The following is a 23,931-nucleotide window of genomic DNA, read 5'->3' as shown; positions in this document are numbered from 1 at the left end:
CTGACGAATGCCGGCAACAAGGCGCGACCACGCCTTTCCGCCGGTGAGGGTGTACCGTCGAGAGTGCTGGTACTCCCAGCCGATCCGGAATGGCTCAGCTTCTGACGCTGATCTGCCCGAGCATCCGCTCACGCCGGACACATCGTTTTAACCGCTCAGTCGGGATAATTTTGAATGTTCGATCTTTGTTTCAGCCATTGATTGCTCCCTTTGGGATGCAACATTTTTCGTACGTGCCGAGCTTTGGCATCCTCGGCACCTACTCGCCGACACCATGCGGCCTGGCGACCTTTAGCGCGGCCCTGGTGAACGGACTAACGGCCAGAGGCGCCGACGTCAATGTCGTGCGCATCGCCGACGGTGACGTCTGCCAGGAGCCCAACGTTGCCGGCGAGCTCGTCAACGGCTCGGCTTCCTCCGCAGCGGCAACCTCCGAGCTCCTCAACCAGAGCGACGTCGCCGTCATCCAGCACGAGTACGGCATCTATGGCGGTCTCGACGGAGACGAAGTCGTCCAGATTATGGCCGGATTGCGCGTCCCGTCGATCGTCGTCGTTCACACGGTGCTCAAACATCCGACACCGCACCAACTTTCGGTGCTCGAATCGGTGATGGCAGTGGCCGATCAAGTGATCGTGATGTCGGAGGTGGCCCGCCAACGCCTGCACGCAGTCTTCGCCGTCGACGGCCACAAGGTCACCGTCATTCCGCACGGCGCGGCACTCCCCACGACCAACGGCGTGCCGCATCCCGACCGGCCGACCATGTTGACCTGGGGTCTGTTGGGACCGGGCAAGGGCATCGAGCGGGTCATCGACGCCATGGCATCGCTGCAGAACCTGCCCAACTCGCCGCGGTACGTCATCGCCGGCCGGACTCACCCCAAGGTCCTCGCCGCGCAGGGGGAAAGGTATCGCGAAGCGCTTGTCGCGCAGGCGAAACGCCTCGGCGTCGCCGATTCGGTGTTCTTCGACCCCGTGTACCGCACCCCCGACGAGCTCACCGCGCTCATCCAGACGGCCACCGTCGTCGTCCTGCCCTACGACTCGAAGGACCAGGTGACCTCGGGTGTGCTGGTGGACTCCGTCGCCAGTGGCCGCCCGATCGTGGCAACGGCTTTCCCGCACGCGGTCGAGCTCCTCGGCAGCGGCGCGGGCACCGTCGTCGCCCACGACGAACCCGACGCACTGCTCGCAGCGCTGCGCCGGCTGCTGACCGATCCGCACGTCGCGGAGTCCATGGCCGCCGAAGCCCGTGGGCTGGCCCCGACCATCGCCTGGCCCGTCGTCGCCAACGCCTACGTCGGCGTGGCGCAACGGCTGCTTGCTACTCAGTCCGCGCTGACGTGACCGGCACCGCGCCCACCCCGGAGTTCGCACACCTGCTGCGAATGACCGACCATCGCGCCACCTTCGAACACGCCTGCATGACCGAGCCCCGCCGTGAGCACGGGTACTGCACCGACGACATGGCCAGGGTGCTCGTGGTCAGCACCCGCGAGCCCGACGCATCGGGTGCCGTGCAGGGCCTCACCCGCAAGGCCCTGCAGTTCTTGAACGACGCGCAGTACTACGACGGCTCCTGCCGCAACCGGCTGGACCAGGCCGGACATTGGACCGACCAGCCCACCACAGACGACCACTGGGGCCGCTGCATCTGGGGGCTCGGCACCGCCGCCGCCCACAGCAGCGTCAGCCTGGTGCGCCGACTGGCCGTGATTCAGTTCGAGCGCGCTGCCAAGGCCAGGTCACCGTGGCCGCGCGCGAGGGCGTTCGCCGCCGTCGGCGCCGCCGAACTGCTCGGCTTCGAGCCCGGTAATTCCGCGGCCCTTCGACTCCTCACCGACTACGCCGCCAGTGCCGTGAGACCCGAGACCAAGTCCGACTGGCCATGGCCCGAGCCAAGGCTCACTTACGCGAATGCGATTCTCCCCGAGGCGATGATCGCTGCCGGCGTCGCGCTGGACGACGTGGACCTGAAACGGCGTGGCCTGGATCTGCTGGAGTGGCTGCTCGACAACGAAACGATTGACGGCCACCTTTCGCCCACCCCCGTGGGCGGCCGGGGACCGCAGGACAGCCGGCCCGCCTTCGACCAGCAGCCGATCGAGGTGGCCACCCTCGCCGACGCCTGCGCACGCGCCGCAGCCGCCGAACCGCGGGCGCTTTGGCCGGACGCGATCCGGTCGGCCGTCGCCTGGTTCCAGGGCGCCAACGACTCCGGGTTGCTCATGTGGGACACGGAGACCGGTGGTGGTTTCGACGGATTGCTCGCCGAGTGCGTCAACCTCAACCAGGGCGCCGAATCGACCCTTGCGGTGATCTCCACCCTGCAGCACGCACAGCGCTTTTCGCTGGTCCCACAATGACTTTGATGCGGACCGGCCTCGTCATCCGCGAACCTTACCGGGTCGCGGCCAATCCGGCGCGGGTGATCACCCGGCTCTTCGTGCCCGGCCAGGAGGGCTTCGAGCTGCAGGAGTCACGAGCGGGAGTGGTGCTCAAGCGCATCCTCGCCCTGACCGAGGACGAGGTTCGGTCGTCCCTGGACGATGTGGTCATCCGCTTCGACGGACGCCACCGTGACCTCGTGGGCACGTTCCGTCGGCACGCCAACGAGCTCGCCGACCGCCTGGATCCCGGCGTACACCTCTCCGATGCGCGAATGCTGTTGCTGGGCGCCACTTTTACCAGCGAGTACGCCATCGAGGGGGCGGCGCTGTGCAACCCCAGCATTGTGGCCCACCCTGACCAGACCGGCACGGCAGCAGGAAGCCTGCGATTCGTGATGAGCGTGCGCGGGATCGGGGAAGGACACCGCTCGTCAATCGGGTTTCGCACCGGTGTCGTCGACGCCGCGGGCCGGGCCACGATAGACGAGCCGGCCCCCTTCGCCACCACCGGAAGCGTGTCGGGCGCGCTGCTCGACGCCGCGGTGTTCCGCGGCGAACTGGGCCGCATCGGCAATGCCGGCGAGGCCGCGGACTACGTCTTCAATGCGCTGGGCGAGCGCTTCACGCTGTCCGACCTCGACGAGCGGCTTGACAGTCTCCGGGCCCACCTGAGCACCCGCGGACACGGGGAGCTCACGGCCGCCCTGATCCGCACGATCGCCAGGCGGTCCTACGCCGTCGAATTCCCCAGCGACGTACCGGTTTCCGAGCGAGTGCTGTGGCCGTCGATGGAGGCCGAACAGGCCGGCATGGAGGATGCTCGTTTCGTTCGCTTCGTCGATGACGACGGCTCAGTCACCTACTACGCCACCTATACGGCCTACAGCGGCTCCCATATCAGCCAACAACTGCTCGAGACCAAGGACTTCCGGTGCTTTACCTCCGGGCCGCTTGTGGGGAAGGCCGCAGCCAACAAGGGTTTAGCCTTGTTCCCCCGGCGAATAAACGGCCGTTATGCCGCCATGTCGCGATCCGACCGCGAGACCAACACCGTCGCCTTCGCCGACGATCTGGCGGTCTGGACGAACGCATCGCCGTGCCAGCAGCCGGCCGAGCCATGGGAAGCGCTGCAACTCGGAAATTGTGGCCCGCCAATCGAAACCGACGTGGGGTGGCTGGTGCTCACCCACGGCGTCGGACCCATGCGCACGTATTGCATCGGCGCGATTCTGCTTGACCTCGACGACCCGGCCCGGGTGCTCGGCCGGTTGCGGCACCCGCTGCTCAGCCCCGCCCACGACGAACAGAACGGCTACGTGCCGAACGTCGTCTACTCCTGCGGCGCGCTCGTTCACGCCGACACTCTGGTGATCCCTTACGGAATCGCCGACCGCTCCATCGGCATCGCCACCGCGCAACTTCCGCAGCTGCTGGACACGATGATTCAGCAGCCAGATCGCCCGAGATGAGGTCACCATCAGCATGATGAAAAGGTCCGCCAACAGAGCGCACAATCCGCTCGGCGAGTACGTCCTGCACATGGGCGCGGGATTCGTGTCCAAGGAACGCCCACACGTGCTGGAGGCGTTGGCGACGCTCGAGCCGCATCTGGGCCGGTGGGACCCGCTTAACGTCAGCCTGGAAGTCTCGTTGCAGAACCGCGGCCGCAAGGAGCAGCGCGTCACGCTGCGAACCACCTTGCCCGGTCTGCCGCCGCTGGTGGCCGTCGCCGACAACCCCGACATCACGCGCGCTATTCACCAAGCCAAGCACGAGTTGATCCGGCAGCTCGAACACCAGAAGTCGGCACGCGAACCCATGCACAATCGCAAGTTCGGGCGCAACACGATCCGCCACCCGGGCTCCTTGGCGCAGGGGCATCGCATCCCGCCTGCACCGTAGTCGCGGGACTGTCGCCTGCTGCGAACCCGCAGGGTTACCGTCACGCGTGCTCGCGTGTCTCAGATGTCGAGGACGCGCCCGTTTCTGACTCTTCAGGATTTCGTTGATGTCGGAATAAAATCAGTTGCACGGTTTCCGGCCGCGATCGTTGTCCAGCAAAGGGGAGCTCGAGCGGATGGATCGCCCGAACAAGGGGATCAGCCGGCGCGGTTTGCTTTTCGCGATCGCGGGCGCGATCACACTCACCGCCGTGAACCAGCCGACGCAGGCGGCGGCGATTACGGCGAAGTCGGCCCCTGACCCGGTGGGGCCCGGGGAGCGGGCGGATTTGGCGGAGCGGGCGGTCATGGAGCGACACGTGCACACGCTCTGGTGGCAGCCGGGGGTGCAACTGGGCACGCTGCACTGGCCGTCGTCCCTGTTCGACCAATTGTTGTTGGCGCGCTGGTGTTACTGGTGGCAGGCCCACCTGCTGGACTGCGCGGTGGATGCCGCGTACCGCGCACGCACCCCCGACCGCATCGACCGGATCAGCGCCATCGCGCGCGGCATTCACACCCGCAATCTGACCGGCTGGACCAACGGGTACTGCGACGACATGTCGTGGCTGGTGCTGGCGCTCGAACGCGCCGACAGGCTGCTCGGCGTCCGGTTCGACGATGCCGTTCCGAAGCTGCGGAACGCCCTGCTCAACGGCTGGAACCCGGCCGTCGGCGCGGTGCCCTGGAAGATCGGCCACGATTACTACAGCACCTCCGGGATCGGTCCGACCGGCATCGCGATGGCGCGCCTGGGCAAGCTGTCCCGCGCCGAACGACTCGCCGATTTCCTGCACACCCGGCTGCGCGACACCGAAAGCGGCCTCATCTTCGACGGCGTGCACGAACCCAGCGGGCTGATGGACCGCTCCCTGCTGACCTACTGTCAGGGCGTGGCCATCGGGCTGGAGACCGAATTAGCCCTGCGCACAAACGATTCGAGCCATCGTGACCGCGCCGCGGTGCTCGTCGCCGCTACCGCCGACAGGCTCGCCCACGGGGGCGTGATCGCCGGGTGCAACGGGAACGACTCCGGGCTGTTCATGGGCATCCTCGCCAGGTATCTCGCCCAGACCGCGCTGGCCCTGGGCGACACCACCGCCGCCCAGCTCGTGCACGCCTCCGCGCGGGCGGCCTGGGGCAACCGCGCCGAGGTGGACGGGCTGCCGCTGTTCGGTGCGCATTGGAACCGCCCGGTCACCGCGCCGGCAGGTCTGGAAACCTTTACCCAGCTGGCGGACTCGTCGCGCTCGTCGTCGCCGAACCCGAGCCGCGATCTCTCGATACAGCTGAGCGCGTGGATGCTGCTCGAGGCGGATCACCAGCTCACCTCCGCCGGGCACTGAGCCCGACGGGGTTTTCTCGTTTTGCTCCACCGTCGGATCGTAAGGCGCAACAGGGAAGTCGAGCCTGCTAACCGACCATTGAGCGACGCAGATCTCCCAGCCCGACAATTGAGCCAACCGTAAACACGACACGACGTCCCACGCCACCGTCGTCACCGGCCGCGCCGGGGCGGGTCCACTCCACCTGGGCGGTACCGGACAGCTGCAGGCTGGCGCCGCTCGCGAACTCGACGAACAACAGGGCGGCCTCGTCGTCGACCGCCAGGTTGCCGAAGCTGTTGAACATGTTGTTGCCCGGGTAATCCGGCCACCACAGCCGTCCGGGGGAGTCGACCCGCACGAATCCCGCGGGACCGCCGCGATGCGACGCATCGCTGCCGCGGGTGGGATGCGTTGTGCCCAGGAAGAAGGTGTCCGATGCTTCGATCATCGCCTGCTGGACGGCGCTCAAAGACGTTGCATGCCTTGGCATTTCCGAAGTGGTAGTGACCGCGGCGACGTTGACGTCGCGGCGGTGGATGTACTGCGGGCAGTTCCCGTAGGCCTGGTCGACATGCACCATCATGCCGGCGTCGTCGCTCTCGGTGAGGCTGCCGTTGATGCGCATTCTGCGCCGGGCGGCGAAATCGATGGCGATCAACCCGACCTGTTGGCCGACCGGCAACCGGTGCAGCGGATCACCCTCGCGCGGAACGGCCGAAATCTGCAGTTGGTCGTCGGCGCCGCGCAAAAACCCCGGCTGCCCGGACAACGGGGAGATCCACAGCATCCCCTCGCGGTCACGTCCGGTGATTGCGGCAAACCGCTGCGTCGTCAAGAATTGCGCCGCGCCGGCGGACAAACCGTGTGCACCGAGCATGTTCTCCAGGCGTTTTGCGACCGTTTCGACACCCGCTCGGCGTTGGGTCGCCACCTCGCCCTCGTGAAAACCCGTTGCTGTCACGGCTCAAGCAACGTCGGCGGTGCTGCAGAAGTTCCCGCGACCGGTTTCGCTCTAATCGGCGCGACGGTGTGCGGTCATCAATGCATGGTCGAAAATGGCTCTATCGACGATTGCACCGGCCGCGGTTGCGCGCAAAGTGGCACCGATTTGTTCGGCGAGGACGCGCAATTTGACATTGTTTTCCTGGGACAGCCAGCTGAGTAACTCGAATGCGGCGTTTTCGTCGAGGTCGTAGACGAGCATCAACATGCCTTTGGCTTGCTCGATCGGCGCACGTTTGTCCGCGATCTCGCCCAACCGTGCGGTGATGGCGTCCTCGCGTGAAAGGTGCGTCGGGGTGACGTCGAGGTAGAAGCCGTGGGTGCCGATCGCCACGCCACGACCGTCCAAGAACTGATCCCCGATGATGACCACCCAGTGCACCGCGCCACCGGTGTCGATGATGCGGTGCCGACTGCTCAACGCCCCGCGGGTGTGCATGATGGCGTCGATGGTCGCCGCGACCTGATCGCGGTCATCGGGATGCTTGTGCGCAAGCACCAGCTCGGTTGTCGGGGTCACGGTTCCCGGCTCGTACCCGTGCAACCGCTGCACCTGCTCAGACCACTCCCACCGGCGGTCGTCGAAGTAGAAGCGGAACCATCCCACTGCCTGCGGGGACACCGCGGCGAGCCCGTTGACGTCACCGGTTTCATCAGGGCGTGTGGGCGCCGAATGACGATCGACGCGGCCGCCGGCTTGTCTGGTCATTGGCCAAGCCTTGCCTGCTGGTAGGCCTCGCTGGCGGTCCTCAGTTTCGCGTGGCTGTCCGGCGTGCGCAGCGGGGACAACATCTCGAGGACGGCGTCGGCCAAGTCGCCGGCTTTCGATACCGCCGGGTCGCTGTCGTGTGCCGCCTCCGAGAAGCCGAGCGCTGCGGCTCGCAATTCAGCCAATTCTTCGTCGGTGGGTGCGTGGTGGCCGAGCCAGTGGTCGCCAAGGAACCAGAAGACTCGCACCGCCAGATCGTCGGCGCGCTCGAGTTCACTCATATTTCGTAATTCGGTGCGGTGCGCGCTAAGGATGGGTGATTCAGATCACGATTGCGCGACGTGGGAGTCGCGAGGCCTCTCGCCGCAGGTCACCGCGGCTGCAAGTTCGAGCTAAGGGACTCGAAACCCTTTACCAGCCCGCGTAGGGCTTCCCGCGTAGGGCTCAGTGCCTCCGGGGCCTGTGGGAGCTCACCGCGTCGTGGACCAGCAGTCCCACCAAGGCCGCCACACACAGTGGCACGTACACCCTGAAGTTGGTTGAGGCTTGCTCGTAGAGCGCGATGTAGGCGATGGCTACCAGCGCCATGATGGCGAGAAGAATGCCGCGGTTAACTTTGTCCGTGCTCATGCTTCGACCTACCTTTTTGGTCGGCATTGCGCCGCGTGTATCAGCATAAACCTGTAAACGTGGTTTCTCACTGGCCTATTTCGCGCGTCGCGACAATGCCGCGAATTGAGCGACAAAATCGTGGCGTTTCCGTAATCCGGGCCGCCACCACTGTCCGGGCGGGCGAGGCGAAAGCTCTACGCTAACCCCATGGCACCGACGCCCCGCCCGCGCCGATCCGCTCTCTATCTCCCCGGCAACAAAGATCGAGCACTCGAGAAGGCCAAATCGCTGCCGGCCGACGTGCTGATATTCGACCTCGAGGATGCGGTTGGCCCCGACGCCAAAGTCGACTCCCGAGCGAAGGTGTGTGAGGCCGTCTCGTCAGACGGCTATCGACCTCGCGAGGTTGTGGTGCGAATCAACGGCGCGGGCACCGACTGGCACGACGACGATCTCGCCGCCGTGGCCGGTTCGGCCGCCGATGGGGTGCTGGTGCCGAAGGTGGAGACCGGAAAAGAGGTCCAGGCGCTGGCCGATGCCCTCGCTGCGCTGGACGCGCCGCAGTCATTGCAGCTGTGGGCGATGGTCGAAACGCCCCGAGCCATCTTGCGGGCGGAGGAGATCGCCGCGGCCAGCGATCGGTTGGCTGTACTGGTGGTCGGCACGAACGACCTGGTGAATGACCTGCATGGCCTGCACGTGCCCGGACGCGCACCGGTGGTGCCCGCGTTGGCGCTGGCCGTGTTGGGGGCGCGATCGGCGGGGAAGGCCATCTTGGACGGTGTGTTCAACACCATCGCCGACGAAGCCGGTTTCCGGGCCGAGGCCCAGCAGGGCCGCGAGATGGGTTTCGACGGTAAGACTTTGATCCATCCGTCCCAGGTTGCCCCGGCGAATGAATTGTTTGGTCCTTCGGAAAAGGAGCTGGCCAACGCCCGCAAGATCGTCGTGGCTTACCAGGAGGCGCAGGAGGCGGGGAACAGCGTCATCGCCGTCGATGGCCGCATGATCGAAAGCCTCCATGTGCGCGACGCTCAGCGGATCCTCGCCCTCGCCGACCTCATCTCCGAACTGGAATCCGAATGACGCTGCGCCCGAGCCCATTTCGGACAGATCTCCTGCAGGGGAAGGTGGCGCTGGTTACTGGTGGGGCTACCGGGCTCGGGCTGGAGACCGCCCGGGTTTTGGGAGCGCACGGCGCTCGCGTGGCCATCTGCAGCCGAAAGGAACCCAATCTTCAGGCCGCGGTTAGGGCGTTGCGGGAAGAGGGGATTGAGGCTGTCTACGGCGTCTGCGACGTCCGTCGCAGCGACGAGGTCTCGGTCGTCGTCGAGGACGTGCTGGCCGCCTTCGGTCGACTCGACGTCGTCGTCAACAATGCCGCCGGAAACTTCCCCGTCCCGATCAGCAATCTGAGCGTCAACGGATTCAAAGCGGTGGTCGACATCGACCTGGTGGGCACCTTCAACGTCTCCAAAGCCGCATATGACCTTTGGCTGCGCGAGCACGGTGGCGCCGTGGTCAACATCAGCGCCGCGATCCAGTACCGGGGCATGGCGCTGCAGGCGCACGTCGTGTCGGCCAAGGCCGGGGTTGATGCGTTCAGCCGCGCCTGCGCGATCGAATGGGGGCCCGACGGGGTCCGGGTCAATGTCGTTGCCCCCGGCGCGATGTCGGGGACGGAGGGGGTCCGCAGGATCGCCGGCGACGACCAGCACCGCGCCATCCAGAACCCGCTGCGGCGTCCCGGCTCGACCACCGAGGTTGCCGAGACGGTGCTGTTCCTAGCCAGCGACGCGGCGTCGTACGTCACGGGAGCCGTCCTGGTTGTCGACGGCGGTGGCTGGCTGACCTCCAGCGGTGTGCCGGATTTGCCCGGCTACCAATGACATCCAGCTCAGAACTATGCGATCAAGCCGCTCCCTCGGGGCCACTCTCCTGGCGCGCGCGCAGCTTCTGGAGAGCGCGCACCAATCCGGCTTCGATCAACTTGTCGTTGCCGTCGGAGATGAAGTGGTGGACCCGCTTCTCGAACAGGGCGCGCATCAACGGGTTGAACACCTCGTAGGTCTCGCGGAAGTAGACCCGGGTCTTGCCGTCCCCGACATCCTCCAGCCGGGTCCAGCCTGAGGCCTTCGACCACAGCGGCTTGCCGATGGCGTCGTACCGCCACGACACCGGGCGCTGGGCCTCGGTGATCCACTCCCAGGACTGGGCCCTGCCGCCCGAGAGCAAATACTTCGGTACGGGAAAGTGGCAGTGCCGCACCAGCCCGTTGCCTTCCTCGTCCCCTGGATGGAGGATCTCGATCTTCACGGTGTCGGTCTGGATACCGGCCCGGGTTTGTTTCCACATCACGTCCCAAACTTCTTCGGGCGTTCCATCGACGACGAAGTCAAATCTGTGGTCCTGCATGTACTTTCAGCCTCTCAGTTGCGACTTGAGCACTTTGCCGCCGGGGTTTCTCGGGAGTGCCGCAAGGTAGTGAACCCGGCGAGGCACCTTATAGTCGGCGAGGCGCTCGCCGGCAAAGCCCTGCAGCTCGGCGGTCGATAGTGTCGCCCCGGGTCGCACGACGACGTAGGCGGCGATGTCCTCACCCAGCACCTCGTGCGGAATACCGACCACTGCGGCCTCGACCACGTCCGGGTGGGCCTGCAGGACCGCCTCGACGTCGTCTGCGTAGATGTTCATCCCCCCTCGGACGACCATCTCCTTCTTGCGCCCGACGATGTAGAGGTAGCCGTCGGCGTCAAGGCGGCCGAGATCGCCGGTGTGCAACCAGCCGCCCTCCCACATGCGCGCGGTGGCCTCGGGGTTGCGGTAGTACTCGCGATGGCCGGCCGGGTTGCGGGTGATGACTTCGCCGATCTCTCCGATAGGCAGGATCTGTTCCTGGTCGTCGACGATGCGCACTTCCACGGGCGGCGTGGGCCGCCCGACGGCACCCGGCCGCGTGCGGGCGCCGTCGGCATCCATCGTGAAGGTGGCGTGCCCGCCTTCGGTCATGCCGTAGCTGTTGAGAACGGCGGCGCCGGGTAGTCGGGCCTGTAAACGCTCGACGGTGTCCGGCGAAAGCGGTGCGCTCCCGAGTACGAGCCGCTTCAGGCTCGAGAGATCGGCCGAGTCGAACTCGGGGTGGTGGATCAGGAGCCTGGCCATGGCCGGGACCACGAAGGCGATCACCGGCCGCTCGCGCGCGACGATGTCGAGCCACCGCCCGGCGTCGAATTTTGGCAGGTAGAGCACAGTCATCCCGGCCTTCATCGGGTTGTAGATGAAGCCGAGTCCGGCGAAGGTGAATACCGGGGTGGCACTGAGCCACTTCAATCCGTTCCATCGCGGTAGCGCGTTGGGCAGCAACGCGACGTTGCCATGCCGCACGGCAACACCTTTCGGCATGCCAGTGGTGCCGGACGTGTACATCACGTCGGCCAGGTCGGTCTCGTCGATGGGTACCTGGATGGCCGAGGGGTCGTCGGCCTTCAGGTCCTCGAGGTCGGCGAATCGACCGTGCTCCGACGGACCGACGGTAGCCACGACGGCCAACGACGCCAGCGAGCCCCACAGCGGGGCGACGGCGTCTTCGAACGCGCGACTGCACACGATGGCGGTAACTTCGGCGTGCTCGAGAATGGCCCGCATCTCGGGCGGCGAGAGCCGATTGTTCATCGGCACGGACACGGCACCGATCTTGTGCACCGCGCTATAGGTGACGATGAAGTCGAGGATCTGGCCCGCCTCGAGATCGATGGCGACCAGGTCGCCCTTCCGGACGCCCTTGCCCTGCAGACCGTGGGCCAGCCGGTTCGACTCGGTTTCCCAGCGGCCGAACGTGATCGACGATCCGTCGCCGAGGTTCCGGTACGCCACCTCGTCGGGGTAGGCGGATGCCATCAGCCGCAGCTGGTCGGGTAGCAGGTCAACCATGTGCCGGCTGCCGCAGGAGGCGCTCGGCGGTGCCGCCAAGGAAGTCGGCCATCGGCCCGTCGTCCAGGGCCAGCGCCCGGGCGGCTTGCAGTGCCCGTTCCATGGGGAGGAACGGATGGTCCGAGGCGAACAGGACCCGACCCCGGCCACGGCGTGACCCCATGAACTTGGTCATCGACGGATGCATGTACTTGGCCAGATAGGCCGAGTTCGAAAGGTAGAGGTTGGGCCATTTGAGCATGTACTCGATGAGCAGTTCTTCGTAGGGATGGCCCATGTGGGCGCCGATGACGACCAGATCGGGAAAGTCGATCAGTACATCTTCGAGGAGTACCGGGTCCTGGCACCGCGACCGGACCCTCGGCCCGGGGATGCCGACGTTGATCGAGACGGGGAGGCCCAACTCCTCGCAGGTGGCGTAGATGGGGTAGTAGAGGGCGTGGTTGAGGGGGTACTGGTCGACCAGGGGTGACACCCGCACGAGGTCAACGGTTCCCTCGGCGGCCCGCCGGCGTACGGCCATGCTCTGCTGCCGGGGCCGCGCCGGACGATCGACCGATGTGGCCAGGTAGAGCCGGTCGCGATGCTCGGCGGCAAACGCCAAAGTGTCGTCGTCCACCGTGGACAGCGAGGTGCTCAAGACCGCCCGGTCGACGCCGACCCGGTCCATCTCCGCCACGAGGTCGACGGGGGTCATCCCGTCTCGGACATCGACGCCGAAGAACCCCTCGACCGACCCGAAACCGGACTTGCCCAAAAACGCGGCCGCAGCCTCCTTGGAGAGCGAATTCACCCAGAGATCGATGACCATGTGTCCTCCGGACTCGAAGCAGCGGGCCATCGCGGATCGTACCGCCGGGCCTCGCGCATGGAAATGACCAGGCCGGGCGTTACAAAGCGATGTGCCCGCGTAATCTCAGCCTCATGTCCATTGGGATCACCGCCGAACACCAGGACCTGGCCGATTCGGTGCGGTCGCTGGTAGCGCGCATAGCGCCGTCCGAGGTGCTGCATCAAGCGCTGGAAACACCGATTGCCACGCCTCCGCCTTATTGGCAGGCCGCCGCCGACCAGGGACTCCATGGCCTGCACCTGGCGGAATCCGTTGGTGGACAAGGGTTCGGCATCCTCGAGCTGGCAGTGGCCCTAGCCGAGTTCGGCCGCGGTGCGGTGCCGGGCCCGTTCGTCCCGTCGGCGATCGCCAGCGCCCTGATTGCGGCCCACGATCCCGACTCGACGCTGCTCGGCGACCTGGCGTCGGGTGCGGCGATCGCCACGTATGCGTTGGATGGCGCAAACTCGTCGCTGACGGCCACGCGGCAGGGCGATGTTCTGGTGGTCGGGGGTCAAGCGCGTTCGGTGCTCGCGGCCGCGCAGGCGACGCTGCTCGTGCTGCCGGTGTCCACCGACGTCGGCACCGTATGGGTGGCGCTCGACGCCGGGCAGCTCGTCATCGAACAGGTCGCAAGCGTGGACCCGCTGCGGCCGGTCGCCCATGTCCGGGCCGACGCCGTCGAGGTCGGCGACGACCGCGTGCTCGGCAACCTGAGCACCAACGCCGCGCGTGCCATCGCTTCCACGCTGCTGTCGGCCGAGGCCGTCGGCGTTGCGCGCTGGGCCACCGACACCGCGTCGGCCTACGCCAAGATCCGTGAGCAGTTCGGCCGGCCCATCGGTCAGTTCCAGGCGGTCAAGCACAAGTGCGCCGAGATGCTCGCCCGCACCGAGCGGGCCACCGCCGCGGTGTGGGACGCGGCTCGCGCCCTCGACGAGGGGATCGAAAAGCCAGAATCCGCAGCGGAATTCGCCGCCGCAGTGGCTGCCACGTTGGCCCCGGCCGCCGCCCAAACCTGCACCCAGGATTGCATCCAGGTACACGGCGGGATCGGCTTCACCTGGGAACATGACACCAACATCTATTACCGCCGGGCGCTCGGGCTGGTCGCCGCGTTCGGTCGCGCCGCCGACTATCCGCAGCGCGTCGTCGACACCGCCACCACCACCGGCGTGCGCAAGCTCGACATCGACCTGGACCCCGAGACCGAGCAGCTTCGCGCGGAGGTCCGCGCCGAAGTCGCTGCCATCAAGGCGATCCCGGCCGACCAGCGCACCACCGCGATCGTCGAGGGCGGCTGGGTGATGCCTTATCTGCCGAAGCCGTGGGGCCGTTCGGCCACCCCGGTCGAGCAGATCATCACCGCGCAGGAATTCAGCGCCGGCCGCGTTCGGCGCCCAATACTGGGCATCGCCAGCTTTCTCGTCCCATCGATCGTCGCGTTCGGCAACGAAGAGCAGAAGCAGCGCTTCCTGCCGCCGACGCTGCGCGGTGAAATGATCTGGTGCCAGCTATTTTCCGAGCCCGGTGCCGGTTCGGATCTGGCCGGCCTGTCCACCAAGGCCGTCAAGGTCGACGGTGGCTGGCGAATCACGGGCCAGAAGATCTGGACCACCCTGGCCCAGTACGCGCAGTGGGGTGCCCTGCTGGCGAGAACGGAGCCAAACGCTCCAAAACACAACGGCATCACCTACTTTCTGCTGGACATGGCCAGCGAAGGTGTCACCGTGCGCCCGTTGCGTGAGCTCACCGGCATCGAATTCTTCAACGAGGTATTCATCGACGACGTGTTCGTGCCGGACGACCGGGTGCTCGGCGAGGTGAACCGGGGTTGGGAGGTCAGCCGCAACACGCTGACCGCCGAGCGAGTGACTATCGGCAGCGCCGAGAACCCCAATCTCGCCAGCCTGGACCGTCTTGTCGAGCTCATGCGCGACGGCCAGTTCGACCAGATTACGCAGAACCGCGCCGGCCAGTTGATCGCCGAAGGGCACGCGGGCAAGGTCCTCAATCTGCGCTCGACGCTGCTGACGCTTGCCGGTGGTGATGCGCTGCCCTCGGCCGCGATATCCAAGTTGCTCTCGATGCGCACCGCCCAGCACTACGCGGAGTTCGGGCTGGGGTCGTTCGGCGTCGACGGCGCAATCGGCGATCCTGAAGTGCTGGAGGGCGAGTGGGCCCAGTACCTCCTGACCAGCCGGGCAACCACGATTTACGGAGGCACCTCGGAGGTGCAGCTGAACATCATTGCCGAACGGTTGTTGGGGCTGCCTCGCGACCCGTGACCGGGCTTGGTTTCGGTGCCACGTCGTGCCGGGGTTCCACTGATTACGGTCACACAACGCCGAGATCACAGCCACAGCCCAGTGGGGTCGGCCGATTAGGTGTTTTGCACCGTTTCGCATTATTCTTGCGCGCGGCCCATTGTCGACTCAGGAAAAGCAAATGCTTATTCAGCCCACCCTGCGACGTGCGCAATCGCCGCGTAGCGTTCAGCGTGTGACCTTCCCAAAGGTCGGTCAGTGCTTTGACATCGAGATCACTCGAGAGACCGATGGGTGGCTCGTCCGGATCCCCGAAATAGCTGCTGTTGCCCGCGCTAGTCGCCGGGCCACGGTGGACTTGGTGGCGCGCGAATGCATCGCCGAGCGCACCGGCATCCCGGTGGGTTACATCATCGTCTACGTCGCCAAAGAGATCGGTTAGTCCTACGGCACGTCGCGCCTTACGCGACGTACCCGCGCGGCAGCACAGAGAAGTCGACGCACGCCGCGGCCATGACGTCGCCGAGTTCTGGCGCGACCCGCGCGCGAAGTTTTAGCAGCGCACCCGCCGACGGGGTCTTCTGGGCATTGACGTTGTAATCGAACAGCAATTGCATGGCCTCGGAATCGATGTCGTGCCAGCCGGTGTGCACCGTAATCAAGGTGAGGACACCGAGTTCGTCACCGGCGGGAGACAGGATCCGGTGATGCCAGGCGCGGTCGGCCTTGAAGCCGGAGTGCGGCGCAACCACCGCCAGAACGGTTCCACCGCCGTCTTCTAACCTGGCTGCGCCGTCGGCCGGCACAATTCTGCCGATGGGTGAATCCTGTCGGGTGATGGTCGTGGTACCTGCCACCGCGATCCGAAGTTCGTCGCCCGCAGCGGTGGACAGGGTGTAGTCGCTTTTGCCGCCGTTCTTGAATCCGAACAGCACGCTCGCGCCGCCCTTTTGCTGGGCGCGCGCCAATTCACTGCCGTCGGAAGTGGCGAGTTGGATCCGCAATGCGTTGGATGCGGACTTCGTCAATCGCGCTGTGACGGTAGTTGCGTCTCCTAGAATCGGCATGCCGAAAGCTTAGACGCCCGCGCCCCTAGCCCCGAACGGCTCAGATCTTCACCGTCAGCGGCCAGACCTTCCAGATGTCGTCGCAGTACTCCGCGATGGCGCGATCGGATGAGAACTTGCCGCTGCGTGCGGTGTTCAGGATCGACATCTTGGTCCACGACTCCCCGTCCTGCCACGCCGCGCTGACGCGTGCTTGGCATTCCACGTAGGAGGCATAGTCGGCACACACCAGGAAGGGGTCGTCGTAGCGCAGGTTGTCCACCAGCGGCTTGAACACCTCGGTGTCGCCGTGCGAAAAGGTGCCGTCCGCAATCAGATTCAGCACCGCGCTCAGCTCGTCGTTGCTGTCGATGTAATCCGCCGGGCGGTAGCCACCTGCCTTGAGTGCCTCGACCTCGTCGACGGTCAGGCCGAACAGGAAGAAGTTCTCCGCCCCGGCTTCTTCGCGAATCTCGACGTTGGCGCCATCGAGGGTGCCGACCGTCAAGGCGCCGTTGATCATGAACTTCATATTTCCGGTACCTGAGGCCTCTTTGCCTGCGGTGGAGATCTGCTCGGACACGTTAGCGGCCGGATAGATCAGGTGCGCGTTCTGCACGTTGAAGTTCGGGATGAACGCGACCTTCAGGAACTTGTTGACGTCCGGGTCGCTGTTGATCGTCTCTCCGACGGCGTTGATCAGCTTGATGATCCGCTTGGCCAAGAAATAGCCGGGAGCTGCCTTGCCGCCAAAGATAAAGGCCCGCGGCGGAATTGAGAGTTCGGGATTCTGCTTGAGCCGGTAGTACAGCGCCACGATGTGCAGCAGGTTGAGATGCTGACGCTTGTACTCGTGAATGCGCTTGACCTGGATGTCGAAAATCCATTCCGGGTTCAGTTCGACACCGGTCGCCGTGCGGATGAACGAGGCCAGCCGAGCTTTGTTGGTGCGCTTGATGTCTCGCCACTGCGCCCGGAACGAGGAGTCGTCGACGAAGGGCTCCAGTCCGCGCAGACGCCCGAGATCGGTCAGCCAGCCCTCGCCGATCGTGCGGTCCAGCAGCTCGCGCAGCCCGGGGTTGGCCAGCGCGAGGAAGCGGCGCGGTGTCACTCCGTTTGTCTTGTTGCTGAATCGCTCCGGCCACATCTCGTAGAAGTCTTTGAGCACACTCTCTTTCAGCAGCTCCGAGTGCAGCGCGGCGACGCCGTTGATCGCGTGGCTGCCGACGGTCGCCAGGTGCGCCATCCGGACGAACTTGGCGCCGTCCTCACCGATCAGCGACATCCTCCGGACGCGGTCGGCGTCGCCGAGGAACCGGGTGCGCACCTCGTTGAGGAACCGCCGGTTGATCTCGTAGATGATCTCCAGGTGGCGCGGCAGCGAGGCGCCGAACATCTCCAGCGGCCAGGTCTCCAGGGCTTCCGGCAGCAGGGTGTGGTTGGTGTAGGCGAACGTCGCGACGGTGATGTCCCAGGCCTCTTCCCACTCGAGCAGCCGCTCGTCGATCAGCAGCCGCATCAGCTCGGCGACCCCGATCGAAGGGTGAGTGTCGTTGAGTTGCAAGGCGAATCGCTGGGGGAGTTCCCGGACGCCCGCGTCGGCAAGATCATCCATGATGTGCAGGACGTGCTGCAGCGAGCAGGACACGAAGAAGTGCTGCTGCAACAGCCGCAGCCGCTTGCCGGCTTCCGGCTCGTCGTTGGGGTAGAGCACCTTGGTGACCGTCTCCGAGGTGACCTCGTCCTCGACCGCCTTGTAGTAATCGCCGGTGTTGAAGGCGTCCAACGCAAATGACTTGACCGCCCGCGCGCTCCACAACGTCAGCACGTTGCAGGTATTGACGCCGTAGCCCTGGATGGGCGTGTCGTACGCGACGCCTTTGAGCATCAGCCCGGGAGCCCAGCGGGAGCGTTCGCGTCCGGCGTCGTCGGTGTAGTGCTCGACGTGTCCGCCCCATTTGACCACGTAGTTGACGTCGGGTTTAGCGATCTCCCAAGGGTTTCCGCGATCCAGCCAGTTGTCGGTCTGCTCGACTTGCCAGCCGTCGTGGATCTCCTGGTCGAAGATCCCGAACTCGTAGCGGATGCCGTAGCCGATGGCCGGGCGCTCCAGGGTGGCCAGCGAGTCCAAGTAGCACGCCGCGAGCCGGCCGAGGCCGCCGTTGCCCAGCCCCGGCTCCTCCTCGCAGGCCAGCACCTCGTCGAGCTTCTGGCCCATCGCGGCCAGCGCGGACTTGGCCGCGCCTTCCAAGCCCAGGTTCAGCAGGTTGTTGCCCAGCTGCGGACCCATCAGGAATTCGGCCGACAGATAGCAGGTCACCTTGCGTCCGAGATCCAGCGAGGTCTGCGTCGACGCCACCCGGCGGTCCTGCATGCGGTCGCGCACCGCCAGCGCCAGCGCCCGGTAGTAGTGCTCGGGCCGCAGGGCCGCGGCCGGCCGGCCGATCGAGTAACGCAGGTGATCGGTGATCGCGCGCTGCAGCGCGGGGGCGCCCATCCCGGTGCGGGAGTGCTCGGCGAGTTCCGCCGGTCGCGAACCGGTGGCAGACACAGCGTCGGAGGGGGTCTGATCGAGATCGGTCATGTGAGTCCTACTCCCTAGATGTGGTGGCAGTATCGCACCGATCTGCCCGGCCGCGCGCAGTTCGTCAGTCTGTCAGCGGTGTTTGCACACCAGGCGCGAAAATGACGACCGCCGCGTGAACGCAAGCCCACGTACTGGCGACGAAACGGCGCTGTCGTCGGCGGCGAAGGCCGGCCGGATCAGCTGAGCTGGACGTCGCTCACGTCGATCGACACCATGAGCTCGTCGGGCATCAGCCGGCCGCTGTCGTCACAGCGATACGCCCGGCGCCTGGACGGCAGCTTGATGCCGTCGGCCTCCACCGGGTCGTAGACGTATTGGATCGCGGCGAACCCGCCGGCGACGTCGACACGGTAGTCGTGGCGGCGCAGCAGGTGGTCATCGCCGAAGTAGAACTCTTGGGCGCTGCTGTGGCTGGCGAAGTGGTCGGGAAAACGCACTTGCAGTCCTGGCCAGCGCTCACCGTTGTCTTCGACGGGATCGATGTCGTTGACCACGAATCCGGGCAGTGTCATAAAGAACGGTGTGGTCAGATAGGTCCATAGGGCGTAGCCGTTAAAGTAGGCGCGCTGCAACGGATCCCACGGAGTGGTCAATACGTGGCCGGCGAACGATTCTCGGGGGTCGTGCCGCTCGGCGACGATTCGGCCGTCGAGCTTTTCGATCGTAATGCGCTCGGGCGTGAAATCGGTTTTCTGGTCGGCCGCACCAAATGGTTGTACGGAAGCCCATTCGCGTTGCAGCGCAACAGTCATTCTCCGCGGCGTCGGATCTTGCGGCTGGCCCTTGACCTCCCATAACTTGCCGCCACTGACGATGGTCGCCTCCATCGAATCGAACTGGCGCCAGCGACCAAGTCCTCCGTGTGCCGCGAGCACGGCATCAAGCAGGCCCGACATCGATCGATCATAGGCCGAGGTTTCGGCTCCAAAGTGTCCCTGTCAATACCAGGTATCAATCGGGATCGGCTGGTGCGCCGGTCGCTGGAATTTCGAATCTGCGCAGCTTGCTGATTGGCGCAGGTACCCAACCTCATTGAGAAAGGAATTTGTCATGTCCGTCATCCACTTTCACGCGTCGACCACGTCGACCCCCGAGCAGTTCATCGCCGGGCTCACCGACTTCGGACCGGGACGGTCGAAGATTTTCAAGAACAGCGCCGATGCCTATCTGACGGTGCATGACAGCGGCCCCGTTGCGGCCGACGTCACGGAGGGGTCGGGCGGCATCTGGGAACGATTGCTTTACGACTGGTCGGACCCGAATCACGTCAAGCTCACGACCATCGATTCCAATGTGTTCGGCGGAGCCTCCGGCTACACCTACACGCTCACCCGGCAGCCAGGCGGAACGACCGACATCGATGTCGTCATCGTCCGCGAGGGGAAGAACCTGAAGGGACGGGTGCTGTCATTCGTGCTGGGAACCGTCGGCAAGGGGTCCTTGGGTAAGGCGTTCTCCAACAGCGTCAAGGCGATTGAAGCTCGCAGCATAGCGAGCGCTTCGGGAGAAAGTGCGATTTACATTGCGCGCCAACGCGACTAGGCCACTAATCCGCCAAGGACGACAAAGATCGCAGCTTCTCGAGTGCTCGATGCGAGTCGCTGCCGAGGTCGGCGCGAAACATCACCACGTGATCCCCGCCGGCATACGGCGCGTTCAACCGGTGTGTGTGGAGAAGAAGCTCGCCGACCAGAGGATGACGGAAGTGGCGGGTCTGCAAGTGGTAACCGACGTCCGTGCCGTCGAACCATAGTTCACAGAACCGTGGGCTGAGAGCGCACAGTTCATCTGTTAATGCCCGCATGCGAGCATCGTTGGGAAAGTGACCGCTGAGCTCCCGCAAACCGCCCACGGCACTAGCCGTCGCCTCGTCCCAATCTATGTAGAGCTCGCGGGCGGCTGGTTCGGACAGTCGCCAGCGCAGGAAGTTTCGTCCCGGTGTGAACTCTGGTGACAGCGCGCTGGCAATCGCGTTGGCCGCCAACACATCCAGGTACCGGTTGGCCACGAAGGCCGGCATCGAAAACTGGTCGATCAATTCGGCTAACTCGTAGGCACGTGCAACCAGCTGGGGGGTATCCGATCCGGTTGGGTTGGCGAGGTTGTGCAAATGATGCGTGGCTTTGGCGTCCAACTGCAGGGCTCGTGCGAGCGCATCAAGCACCTGCGGTGACGGATTCTTGTCGCGGCCCACTTCGAGGCGCAGGTAGTACTCAGCGCTGATGCCGGCGAGCATTGCCAGCTCTTCGCGGCGCAAACCAGCGACGCGGCGGCGAGTGCCGGGAACCAGCCCGCAATCCTCGGGCCGCACCTGCTGTCGCCGCGCGCGCAGGTATTCACCCAACGGGCTGGCTCCCGTAGCCATCGTCCGAGTTTAAGCCTGTGCTGGCAGCACCGGAGATAAAGGCGGTGTTCAGTCGAAGATGACGACCGCGCGTCCGACCACGTCGCCGCGCCCCAACGCATCCAAGCGCTCGTTGATGTCGTCCAGTTTGACCGGGACGATGTGGTGTTTGATCAGCCCCTGGCTGGCGAGCGCGAGAACCTCGGTCAAGTCGTTGTGGCTGCCCCAGAACGATCCGGAGTACGACTTCTCTCCGCTCACGAACGGAAATATGGGTACCTGTGCGCCCTGCTGCCCGATCAGGCCGACACAGGTGAGCGCGCCTTCCTTCCCCAGGATCGAAAACCCAAGCTCCAGTGACTCTTTGGCTCCCGCGCAGTCCAGCACCGCATCGACTTCTCTGCGGCCGGTCAGATCTTCCAGTTCGTTCTGCACCTCTTCGGCCGTCTTGTTTCGCGTGTTCACGGTGTGATGGGCGCCGTTTTCCTTTGCGACGGCGAGTTTGTCGTCGTTACGCGCGAACGCCACCACCGTCGCCCCGCCGCCGAGCAATCGGGCGTACTGCACCCCATAGCCCCCGAGACCGCCGATGCCGTTGACGACCACGGTGCGGCCCCCGCCGAGTTTTCCGGCCGCGGCAAGCTTCTTCATGCCGCGGTACGGCGTCAGCCCGGCATCGGTCAGCGGGGCCAGCGTCTGCGGGGTGTGATCGGCCTGCTCCGGTACCGCGATGACATGTCGGTATTGCACCGGCATGTACTCCGCGAATCCGCCGGGCGGCCCGAACCCCGCCAGCTGTCCGGCAGCGCAGAGTTGCTCATTGCCCTCGTGACATTGCCGGCATTGCCCATCACCCCAGTTCGGGTTGACCACCACCAGCGTCCCGTCGGCCAGCCCCGCCGATGCGGGCACGTCGGCACCCACCGCGTGCACCCGCCCCGCCACCTCGTGACCCGGCGTAATGGGGAACGTGAGCGGAAAGCCTTCGCGGAAATAGCCGTCGACCAATTGGTAATCGCTGCGGCACATGCCGGCGGCTGCCACCTTGATCAGGACCTCGTTCGGGCCGATGTCGGGGACGGGGATCTCCTCGAGCCGCAGCGGCTCGTTGTATCCGTGCATCCGAGCCGCCCGCATCTTCATGACCTTCCCCATTTCAGCGCGTCACAGACACCCGCCCGACCGCGGCGGTTTGAGACATGTTGTGATACAGCTACTTTGATCCTGACAATGCCAGCAAACTATTGCTCTGGCAACAGTTGCTTGCGGTGGCGGTAATGGAGCGCGGTCCGTCTCAAAGCGTGGGGTAGCGCGGAGTCGAATTCGAATACGTTTCCACCATGTGGAATGTCGACGGGCGCAGGGTGTCCGGAGTGGCCGCTGGCAGCGGAGAGCCGTTGTTGTTGCTGCACGGCTACCCGCAGAGCGCGTCCTGCTGGCGCCACCAGATCACGGCGCTGGCCGACGGCCGTCATGTCGTGGCGCCGGACTGGCCCGGCTTCGGCCGGTCCGATCCGCCGTCGACCGCACCGACGTACGGCAACCAAGTGGAGTGGATCGAACGATTTGCGCAGCAGTTGGGATGGCAACGATTCAACCTGTGTGCCCACGATTACGGTGGCTTCGTCGGACTGGGTTATGCCATTCGCCATCCCGAACGAGTGTTGCGGCTCGCCCTGTTGAACACTCGCGCGCACGGCATTTTCCGCCCGTGGTTCTACCGCTTTTCGCAGGGCCAACACTGGATCGCCACCCGCCCGGCGGTAGCGGCGGCCGCACGGCGATTTCCGCTGGCCGCGCTGCACCACCGGGCACTGGCCCGCTACCGCCAAATCGGTTGCTTCGACACCGCGCTGGAAGCCGAATACCTGGGTTGGATGAGGACCGCTCAGGGCAGGCGGACGTTTTGGGAATTCTTCGCCCACTACGAGGTCCCCGCCGTTCCGTGGCTCGCGGAGGGGCTTGGGACCATCCGCTGCCCGGTCTCCGTGGTCTGGGGCGACCGCGACCCCTATATCCCGTTCAGCACCGCACGCGAACTGGCCGAGGGCATTCCGCACGCCGAACTGATCCGGCTGCGCGGCGCCGACCATTACATCATGGAGGAACGCCCCCGCGAGGTGACCGACGCGCTGCTCAGCCTGCTGAGCGCGCCGTTGACGACCCGCGCACCTAGCTGGTGACGGTCATCTGATCGTCGCTGCCGTCCCATGCTCGGACGAAGACGTCGATCGAGACCTTCTCGTCGCGGCCCTGCTCGCTGCCGCTGTCGTTGAGGTGGACGAGGCCGGTCGCCGTGTCGACACCAGTCACCACCACCGCGTGGTTGGCCTCGGGTTGTCCGTCCGAGGTTTTGTCCTCGACGAGGTCACCCCAGATGACTTCGGCGTTGACCCCGACAATGACCTTGCGACCCTTGGCCAGATCCTGCTCCAGCGCCTTCATGCTGGCGGGGCCGTGGGTCGGTGCGCCGGTTTCCTTGTCGATGCTCACCGCGCGGATTCCGTAGTGCGCCAGCAGCGTCGGCTCGTCGTCGAACGAGGTGCCTCCACCGGTATGGTGCTTTTTCGGCTTCTTGTAGATCGGTCCGGGGTGAACGCTGCTGGGCGTTGCCTGGGCGAGCTTGACGATTTCCTCCTCGGACGGCTGAGTGCCGGTCAGTTCTCCGACCACGTCGGCGACCGCCATCTCGACGCAGTCGTCGTCGTATTGCTGATAGCGCCAGAACGGGCCGGCCGCCGCCGGATCGCCGTAGAGGATGCCGCCGCTGCTGGACGGGCCGGGGAAACCGGGAGTGGCCAGGGCTGTGCCCGTCGCCAGACCCAGTGCGGCAGCGCCGGTCAGCAGCGCAACGGCAGCGGCGCGGGCTACGGTCGCGATCCTGATCATGAGAGGAGGTTCTCCCGCCGGCCTCCACGAATCCTTGGAGTCCTGGTCACGGC

The 23,931-nt window shown here is 65.5% G+C and carries 24 protein-coding genes; 11 read left to right on the top strand and 13 right to left on the bottom strand.

The window, feature by feature from the left end; translation table 11 throughout:
• Nucleotides 1-215 precede the first annotated feature (215 nt).
• From LMQ14_RS19635 to LMQ14_RS19615, 5 genes are all read left to right on the top strand, one after another.
• Entirely contained in the window at nucleotides 216-1,349 is a 1,134-nt protein-coding gene (locus LMQ14_RS19635) for a glycosyltransferase (RefSeq protein WP_267731184.1), read from the top strand.
• Complete coding sequence (locus LMQ14_RS19630) at nucleotides 1,346-2,368, top strand: glycosyltransferase (RefSeq protein ID WP_267731183.1); 1,023 nt, start codon at nucleotides 1,346-1,348, stop codon at nucleotides 2,366-2,368. The genes LMQ14_RS19635 and LMQ14_RS19630 overlap by 4 nt, the downstream gene beginning before the upstream one ends.
• Nucleotides 2,365-3,861, top strand: coding sequence for a glycoside hydrolase family 130 protein (locus tag LMQ14_RS19625; RefSeq protein ID WP_267731182.1), 1,497 nt, complete (start codon nucleotides 2,365-2,367; stop codon nucleotides 3,859-3,861). The genes LMQ14_RS19630 and LMQ14_RS19625 overlap by 4 nt, the downstream gene beginning before the upstream one ends.
• Nucleotides 3,862-3,877: 16 nt before the next feature.
• On the top strand, nucleotides 3,878-4,294 hold the full coding sequence (locus tag LMQ14_RS19620; RefSeq protein ID WP_267731181.1) for a hypothetical protein: 417 nt from the start codon (nucleotides 3,878-3,880) through the stop codon (nucleotides 4,292-4,294).
• A gap of 175 nt (nucleotides 4,295-4,469) precedes the next feature.
• Nucleotides 4,470-5,678 (top strand): glycoside hydrolase family 76 protein, encoded by a 1,209-nt coding sequence (locus tag LMQ14_RS19615; protein ID WP_267731180.1) that lies wholly within the window; start codon nucleotides 4,470-4,472, stop codon nucleotides 5,676-5,678.
• A 67-nt stretch (nucleotides 5,679-5,745) separates the two neighbouring features.
• On the opposite strand, the gene LMQ14_RS19610 is transcribed toward LMQ14_RS19615, so the two are convergent.
• From LMQ14_RS19610 to LMQ14_RS19595, 4 genes are all read right to left on the bottom strand, one after another.
• On the bottom strand, nucleotides 5,746-6,621 hold the full coding sequence (locus LMQ14_RS19610) for a pyridoxamine 5'-phosphate oxidase family protein (RefSeq protein WP_267731179.1): 876 nt from the start codon (nucleotides 6,619-6,621) through the stop codon (nucleotides 5,746-5,748).
• A 51-nt stretch (nucleotides 6,622-6,672) separates the two neighbouring features.
• Nucleotides 6,673-7,371 carry a PAS and ANTAR domain-containing protein gene (locus LMQ14_RS19605; RefSeq protein ID WP_267731178.1) on the bottom strand — a complete coding sequence of 233 codons (699 nt, stop codon included), beginning with the start codon at nucleotides 7,369-7,371 and terminating at the stop codon, nucleotides 6,673-6,675.
• Nucleotides 7,368-7,652 carry a hypothetical protein gene (locus LMQ14_RS19600; protein ID WP_267731177.1) on the bottom strand — a complete coding sequence of 95 codons (285 nt, stop codon included), beginning with the start codon at nucleotides 7,650-7,652 and terminating at the stop codon, nucleotides 7,368-7,370. Before LMQ14_RS19600 ends, LMQ14_RS19605 begins: the two co-directional genes overlap by 4 nt.
• A 163-nt stretch (nucleotides 7,653-7,815) precedes the next feature.
• Nucleotides 7,816-8,001 carry a hypothetical protein gene (locus tag LMQ14_RS19595; protein ID WP_267731176.1) on the bottom strand — a complete coding sequence of 62 codons (186 nt, stop codon included), beginning with the start codon at nucleotides 7,999-8,001 and terminating at the stop codon, nucleotides 7,816-7,818.
• 189 nt (nucleotides 8,002-8,190) lie between these two features.
• On the opposite strand from LMQ14_RS19595, the gene LMQ14_RS19590 reads away from it, so the two are divergent.
• Together LMQ14_RS19590 and LMQ14_RS19585 are read left to right on the top strand one after the other, a co-directional pair.
• Nucleotides 8,191-9,069 carry an HpcH/HpaI aldolase/citrate lyase family protein gene (locus LMQ14_RS19590; RefSeq protein WP_267731175.1) on the top strand — a complete coding sequence of 293 codons (879 nt, stop codon included), beginning with the start codon at nucleotides 8,191-8,193 and terminating at the stop codon, nucleotides 9,067-9,069.
• Nucleotides 9,066-9,872 carry an SDR family oxidoreductase gene (locus LMQ14_RS19585; RefSeq protein WP_267731174.1) on the top strand — a complete coding sequence of 269 codons (807 nt, stop codon included), beginning with the start codon at nucleotides 9,066-9,068 and terminating at the stop codon, nucleotides 9,870-9,872. Before LMQ14_RS19590 ends, LMQ14_RS19585 begins: the two co-directional genes overlap by 4 nt.
• A 22-nt stretch (nucleotides 9,873-9,894) precedes the next feature.
• Here LMQ14_RS19585 and LMQ14_RS19580 read toward each other — a convergent pair whose 3' ends face one another.
• Genes LMQ14_RS19580 through LMQ14_RS19570 form a run of 3 tightly spaced genes read right to left on the bottom strand, consistent with a single transcriptional unit; the run spans nucleotide 9,895 to nucleotide 12,724 of the window.
• The gene (locus LMQ14_RS19580; protein WP_267731173.1) at nucleotides 9,895-10,398 is read right to left on the bottom strand and encodes a polyketide cyclase / dehydrase and lipid transport family protein; all 504 of its coding nucleotides are present in this window, start codon (nucleotides 10,396-10,398) and stop codon (nucleotides 9,895-9,897) included.
• 6 nt (nucleotides 10,399-10,404) lie between these two features.
• Nucleotides 10,405-11,913: a class I adenylate-forming enzyme family protein gene (locus tag LMQ14_RS19575; protein WP_267731172.1), complete on the bottom strand. Its 1,509-nt coding sequence runs from the start codon at nucleotides 11,911-11,913 to the stop codon at nucleotides 10,405-10,407.
• Nucleotides 11,906-12,724: an amidohydrolase family protein gene (locus LMQ14_RS19570; RefSeq protein WP_267731171.1), complete on the bottom strand. Its 819-nt coding sequence runs from the start codon at nucleotides 12,722-12,724 to the stop codon at nucleotides 11,906-11,908. The genes LMQ14_RS19575 and LMQ14_RS19570 overlap by 8 nt, the downstream gene beginning before the upstream one ends.
• A 113-nt stretch (nucleotides 12,725-12,837) precedes the next feature.
• On the opposite strand from LMQ14_RS19570, the gene LMQ14_RS19565 reads away from it, so the two are divergent.
• Nucleotides 12,838-15,033 carry an acyl-CoA dehydrogenase gene (locus tag LMQ14_RS19565; protein ID WP_267731170.1) on the top strand — a complete coding sequence of 732 codons (2,196 nt, stop codon included), beginning with the start codon at nucleotides 12,838-12,840 and terminating at the stop codon, nucleotides 15,031-15,033.
• A 214-nt stretch (nucleotides 15,034-15,247) separates the two neighbouring features.
• A complete protein-coding gene (locus LMQ14_RS19560; protein WP_267731169.1) occupies nucleotides 15,248-15,454 on the top strand; it encodes a long chain fatty acid-CoA synthetase Faa4p in 207 nt (68 codons plus the stop codon).
• 19 nt (nucleotides 15,455-15,473) lie between these two features.
• On the opposite strand, the gene LMQ14_RS19555 is transcribed toward LMQ14_RS19560, so the two are convergent.
• The 3 genes from LMQ14_RS19555 to LMQ14_RS19545 form a co-directional block, all read right to left on the bottom strand.
• Nucleotides 15,474-16,040, bottom strand: a complete 567-nt coding sequence (locus LMQ14_RS19555; protein WP_267731168.1) for a hypothetical protein — start codon at nucleotides 16,038-16,040, stop codon at nucleotides 15,474-15,476.
• 79 nt (nucleotides 16,041-16,119) lie between these two features.
• Complete coding sequence (locus tag LMQ14_RS19550) at nucleotides 16,120-18,555, bottom strand: glycogen/starch/alpha-glucan phosphorylase (RefSeq protein ID WP_267735603.1); 2,436 nt, start codon at nucleotides 18,553-18,555, stop codon at nucleotides 16,120-16,122.
• A gap of 266 nt (nucleotides 18,556-18,821) precedes the next feature.
• Nucleotides 18,822-19,541, bottom strand: coding sequence for a hypothetical protein (locus tag LMQ14_RS19545; protein ID WP_267731167.1), 720 nt, complete (start codon nucleotides 19,539-19,541; stop codon nucleotides 18,822-18,824).
• Between the two features lie 154 nt (nucleotides 19,542-19,695).
• Between LMQ14_RS19545 and LMQ14_RS19540 the strand changes: the two genes are divergently transcribed.
• Nucleotides 19,696-20,187: a hypothetical protein gene (locus LMQ14_RS19540; protein ID WP_267731166.1), complete on the top strand. Its 492-nt coding sequence runs from the start codon at nucleotides 19,696-19,698 to the stop codon at nucleotides 20,185-20,187.
• Nucleotides 20,188-20,191: 4 nt separating this feature from the next.
• Here LMQ14_RS19540 and LMQ14_RS19535 read toward each other — a convergent pair whose 3' ends face one another.
• Together LMQ14_RS19535 and LMQ14_RS19530 are read right to left on the bottom strand one after the other, a co-directional pair.
• Nucleotides 20,192-21,010 (bottom strand): helix-turn-helix domain-containing protein, encoded by an 819-nt coding sequence (locus tag LMQ14_RS19535; RefSeq protein WP_267731165.1) that lies wholly within the window; start codon nucleotides 21,008-21,010, stop codon nucleotides 20,192-20,194.
• Nucleotides 21,011-21,058: 48 nt separating this feature from the next.
• Nucleotides 21,059-22,126 carry an NAD(P)-dependent alcohol dehydrogenase gene (locus LMQ14_RS19530; protein ID WP_267731164.1) on the bottom strand — a complete coding sequence of 356 codons (1,068 nt, stop codon included), beginning with the start codon at nucleotides 22,124-22,126 and terminating at the stop codon, nucleotides 21,059-21,061.
• Nucleotides 22,127-22,329: 203 nt separating this feature from the next.
• On the opposite strand from LMQ14_RS19530, the gene LMQ14_RS19525 reads away from it, so the two are divergent.
• Entirely contained in the window at nucleotides 22,330-23,172 is an 843-nt protein-coding gene (locus LMQ14_RS19525; protein WP_267731163.1) for an alpha/beta fold hydrolase, read from the top strand.
• Here LMQ14_RS19525 and LMQ14_RS19520 read toward each other — a convergent pair.
• Nucleotides 23,162-23,878: a hypothetical protein gene (locus tag LMQ14_RS19520; RefSeq protein ID WP_267731162.1), complete on the bottom strand. Its 717-nt coding sequence runs from the start codon at nucleotides 23,876-23,878 to the stop codon at nucleotides 23,162-23,164. The genes LMQ14_RS19525 and LMQ14_RS19520 overlap by 11 nt on opposite strands.
• Nucleotides 23,879-23,931: the final 53 nt, after the last annotated feature.

This window comes from Mycobacterium sp. Aquia_213 (assembly GCF_026625985.1).
Classification (GTDB): Bacteria; Actinomycetota; Actinomycetes; order Mycobacteriales; family Mycobacteriaceae; genus Mycobacterium.
The sequence above is the reverse complement of the archived record's forward strand: the minus strand, read 5'-3'. Positions and strand labels throughout refer to the sequence as shown.

Coding starts and splice junctions, on each gene's coding strand:
- LMQ14_RS19565 (WP_267731170.1), top strand. CDS start 12,838: ATGTCCATTGGGATCACCGCCGAACACCAGGACCTGGCCGATTCGGTG.
- LMQ14_RS19525 (WP_267731163.1), top strand. CDS start 22,330: ATGTGGAATGTCGACGGGCGCAGGGTGTCCGGAGTGGCCGCTGGCAGC.
- LMQ14_RS19625 (WP_267731182.1), top strand. CDS start 2,365: ATGACTTTGATGCGGACCGGCCTCGTCATCCGCGAACCTTACCGGGTC.
- LMQ14_RS19605 (WP_267731178.1), bottom strand. CDS start 7,371: ATGACCAGACAAGCCGGCGGCCGCGTCGATCGTCATTCGGCGCCCACA.
- LMQ14_RS19520 (WP_267731162.1), bottom strand. CDS start 23,878: ATGATCAGGATCGCGACCGTAGCCCGCGCCGCTGCCGTTGCGCTGCTG.
- LMQ14_RS19615 (WP_267731180.1), top strand. CDS start 4,470: ATGGATCGCCCGAACAAGGGGATCAGCCGGCGCGGTTTGCTTTTCGCG.
- LMQ14_RS19540 (WP_267731166.1), top strand. CDS start 19,696: ATGTCCGTCATCCACTTTCACGCGTCGACCACGTCGACCCCCGAGCAG.
- LMQ14_RS19545 (WP_267731167.1), bottom strand. CDS start 19,541: ATGTCGGGCCTGCTTGATGCCGTGCTCGCGGCACACGGAGGACTTGGT.
- LMQ14_RS19595 (WP_267731176.1), bottom strand. CDS start 8,001: ATGAGCACGGACAAAGTTAACCGCGGCATTCTTCTCGCCATCATGGCG.
- LMQ14_RS19580 (WP_267731173.1), bottom strand. CDS start 10,398: ATGCAGGACCACAGATTTGACTTCGTCGTCGATGGAACGCCCGAAGAA.
- LMQ14_RS19550 (WP_267735603.1), bottom strand. CDS start 18,555: ATGGGCGCCCCCGCGCTGCAGCGCGCGATCACCGATCACCTGCGTTAC.
- LMQ14_RS19530 (WP_267731164.1), bottom strand. CDS start 22,126: ATGCGGGCGGCTCGGATGCACGGATACAACGAGCCGCTGCGGCTCGAG.
- LMQ14_RS19535 (WP_267731165.1), bottom strand. CDS start 21,010: ATGGCTACGGGAGCCAGCCCGTTGGGTGAATACCTGCGCGCGCGGCGA.
- LMQ14_RS19575 (WP_267731172.1), bottom strand. CDS start 11,913: ATGGTTGACCTGCTACCCGACCAGCTGCGGCTGATGGCATCCGCCTAC.
- LMQ14_RS19635 (WP_267731184.1), top strand. CDS start 216: ATGCAACATTTTTCGTACGTGCCGAGCTTTGGCATCCTCGGCACCTAC.
- LMQ14_RS19590 (WP_267731175.1), top strand. CDS start 8,191: ATGGCACCGACGCCCCGCCCGCGCCGATCCGCTCTCTATCTCCCCGGC.
- LMQ14_RS19600 (WP_267731177.1), bottom strand. CDS start 7,652: ATGAGTGAACTCGAGCGCGCCGACGATCTGGCGGTGCGAGTCTTCTGG.
- LMQ14_RS19585 (WP_267731174.1), top strand. CDS start 9,066: ATGACGCTGCGCCCGAGCCCATTTCGGACAGATCTCCTGCAGGGGAAG.
- LMQ14_RS19570 (WP_267731171.1), bottom strand. CDS start 12,724: ATGGTCATCGATCTCTGGGTGAATTCGCTCTCCAAGGAGGCTGCGGCC.
- LMQ14_RS19620 (WP_267731181.1), top strand. CDS start 3,878: ATGAAAAGGTCCGCCAACAGAGCGCACAATCCGCTCGGCGAGTACGTC.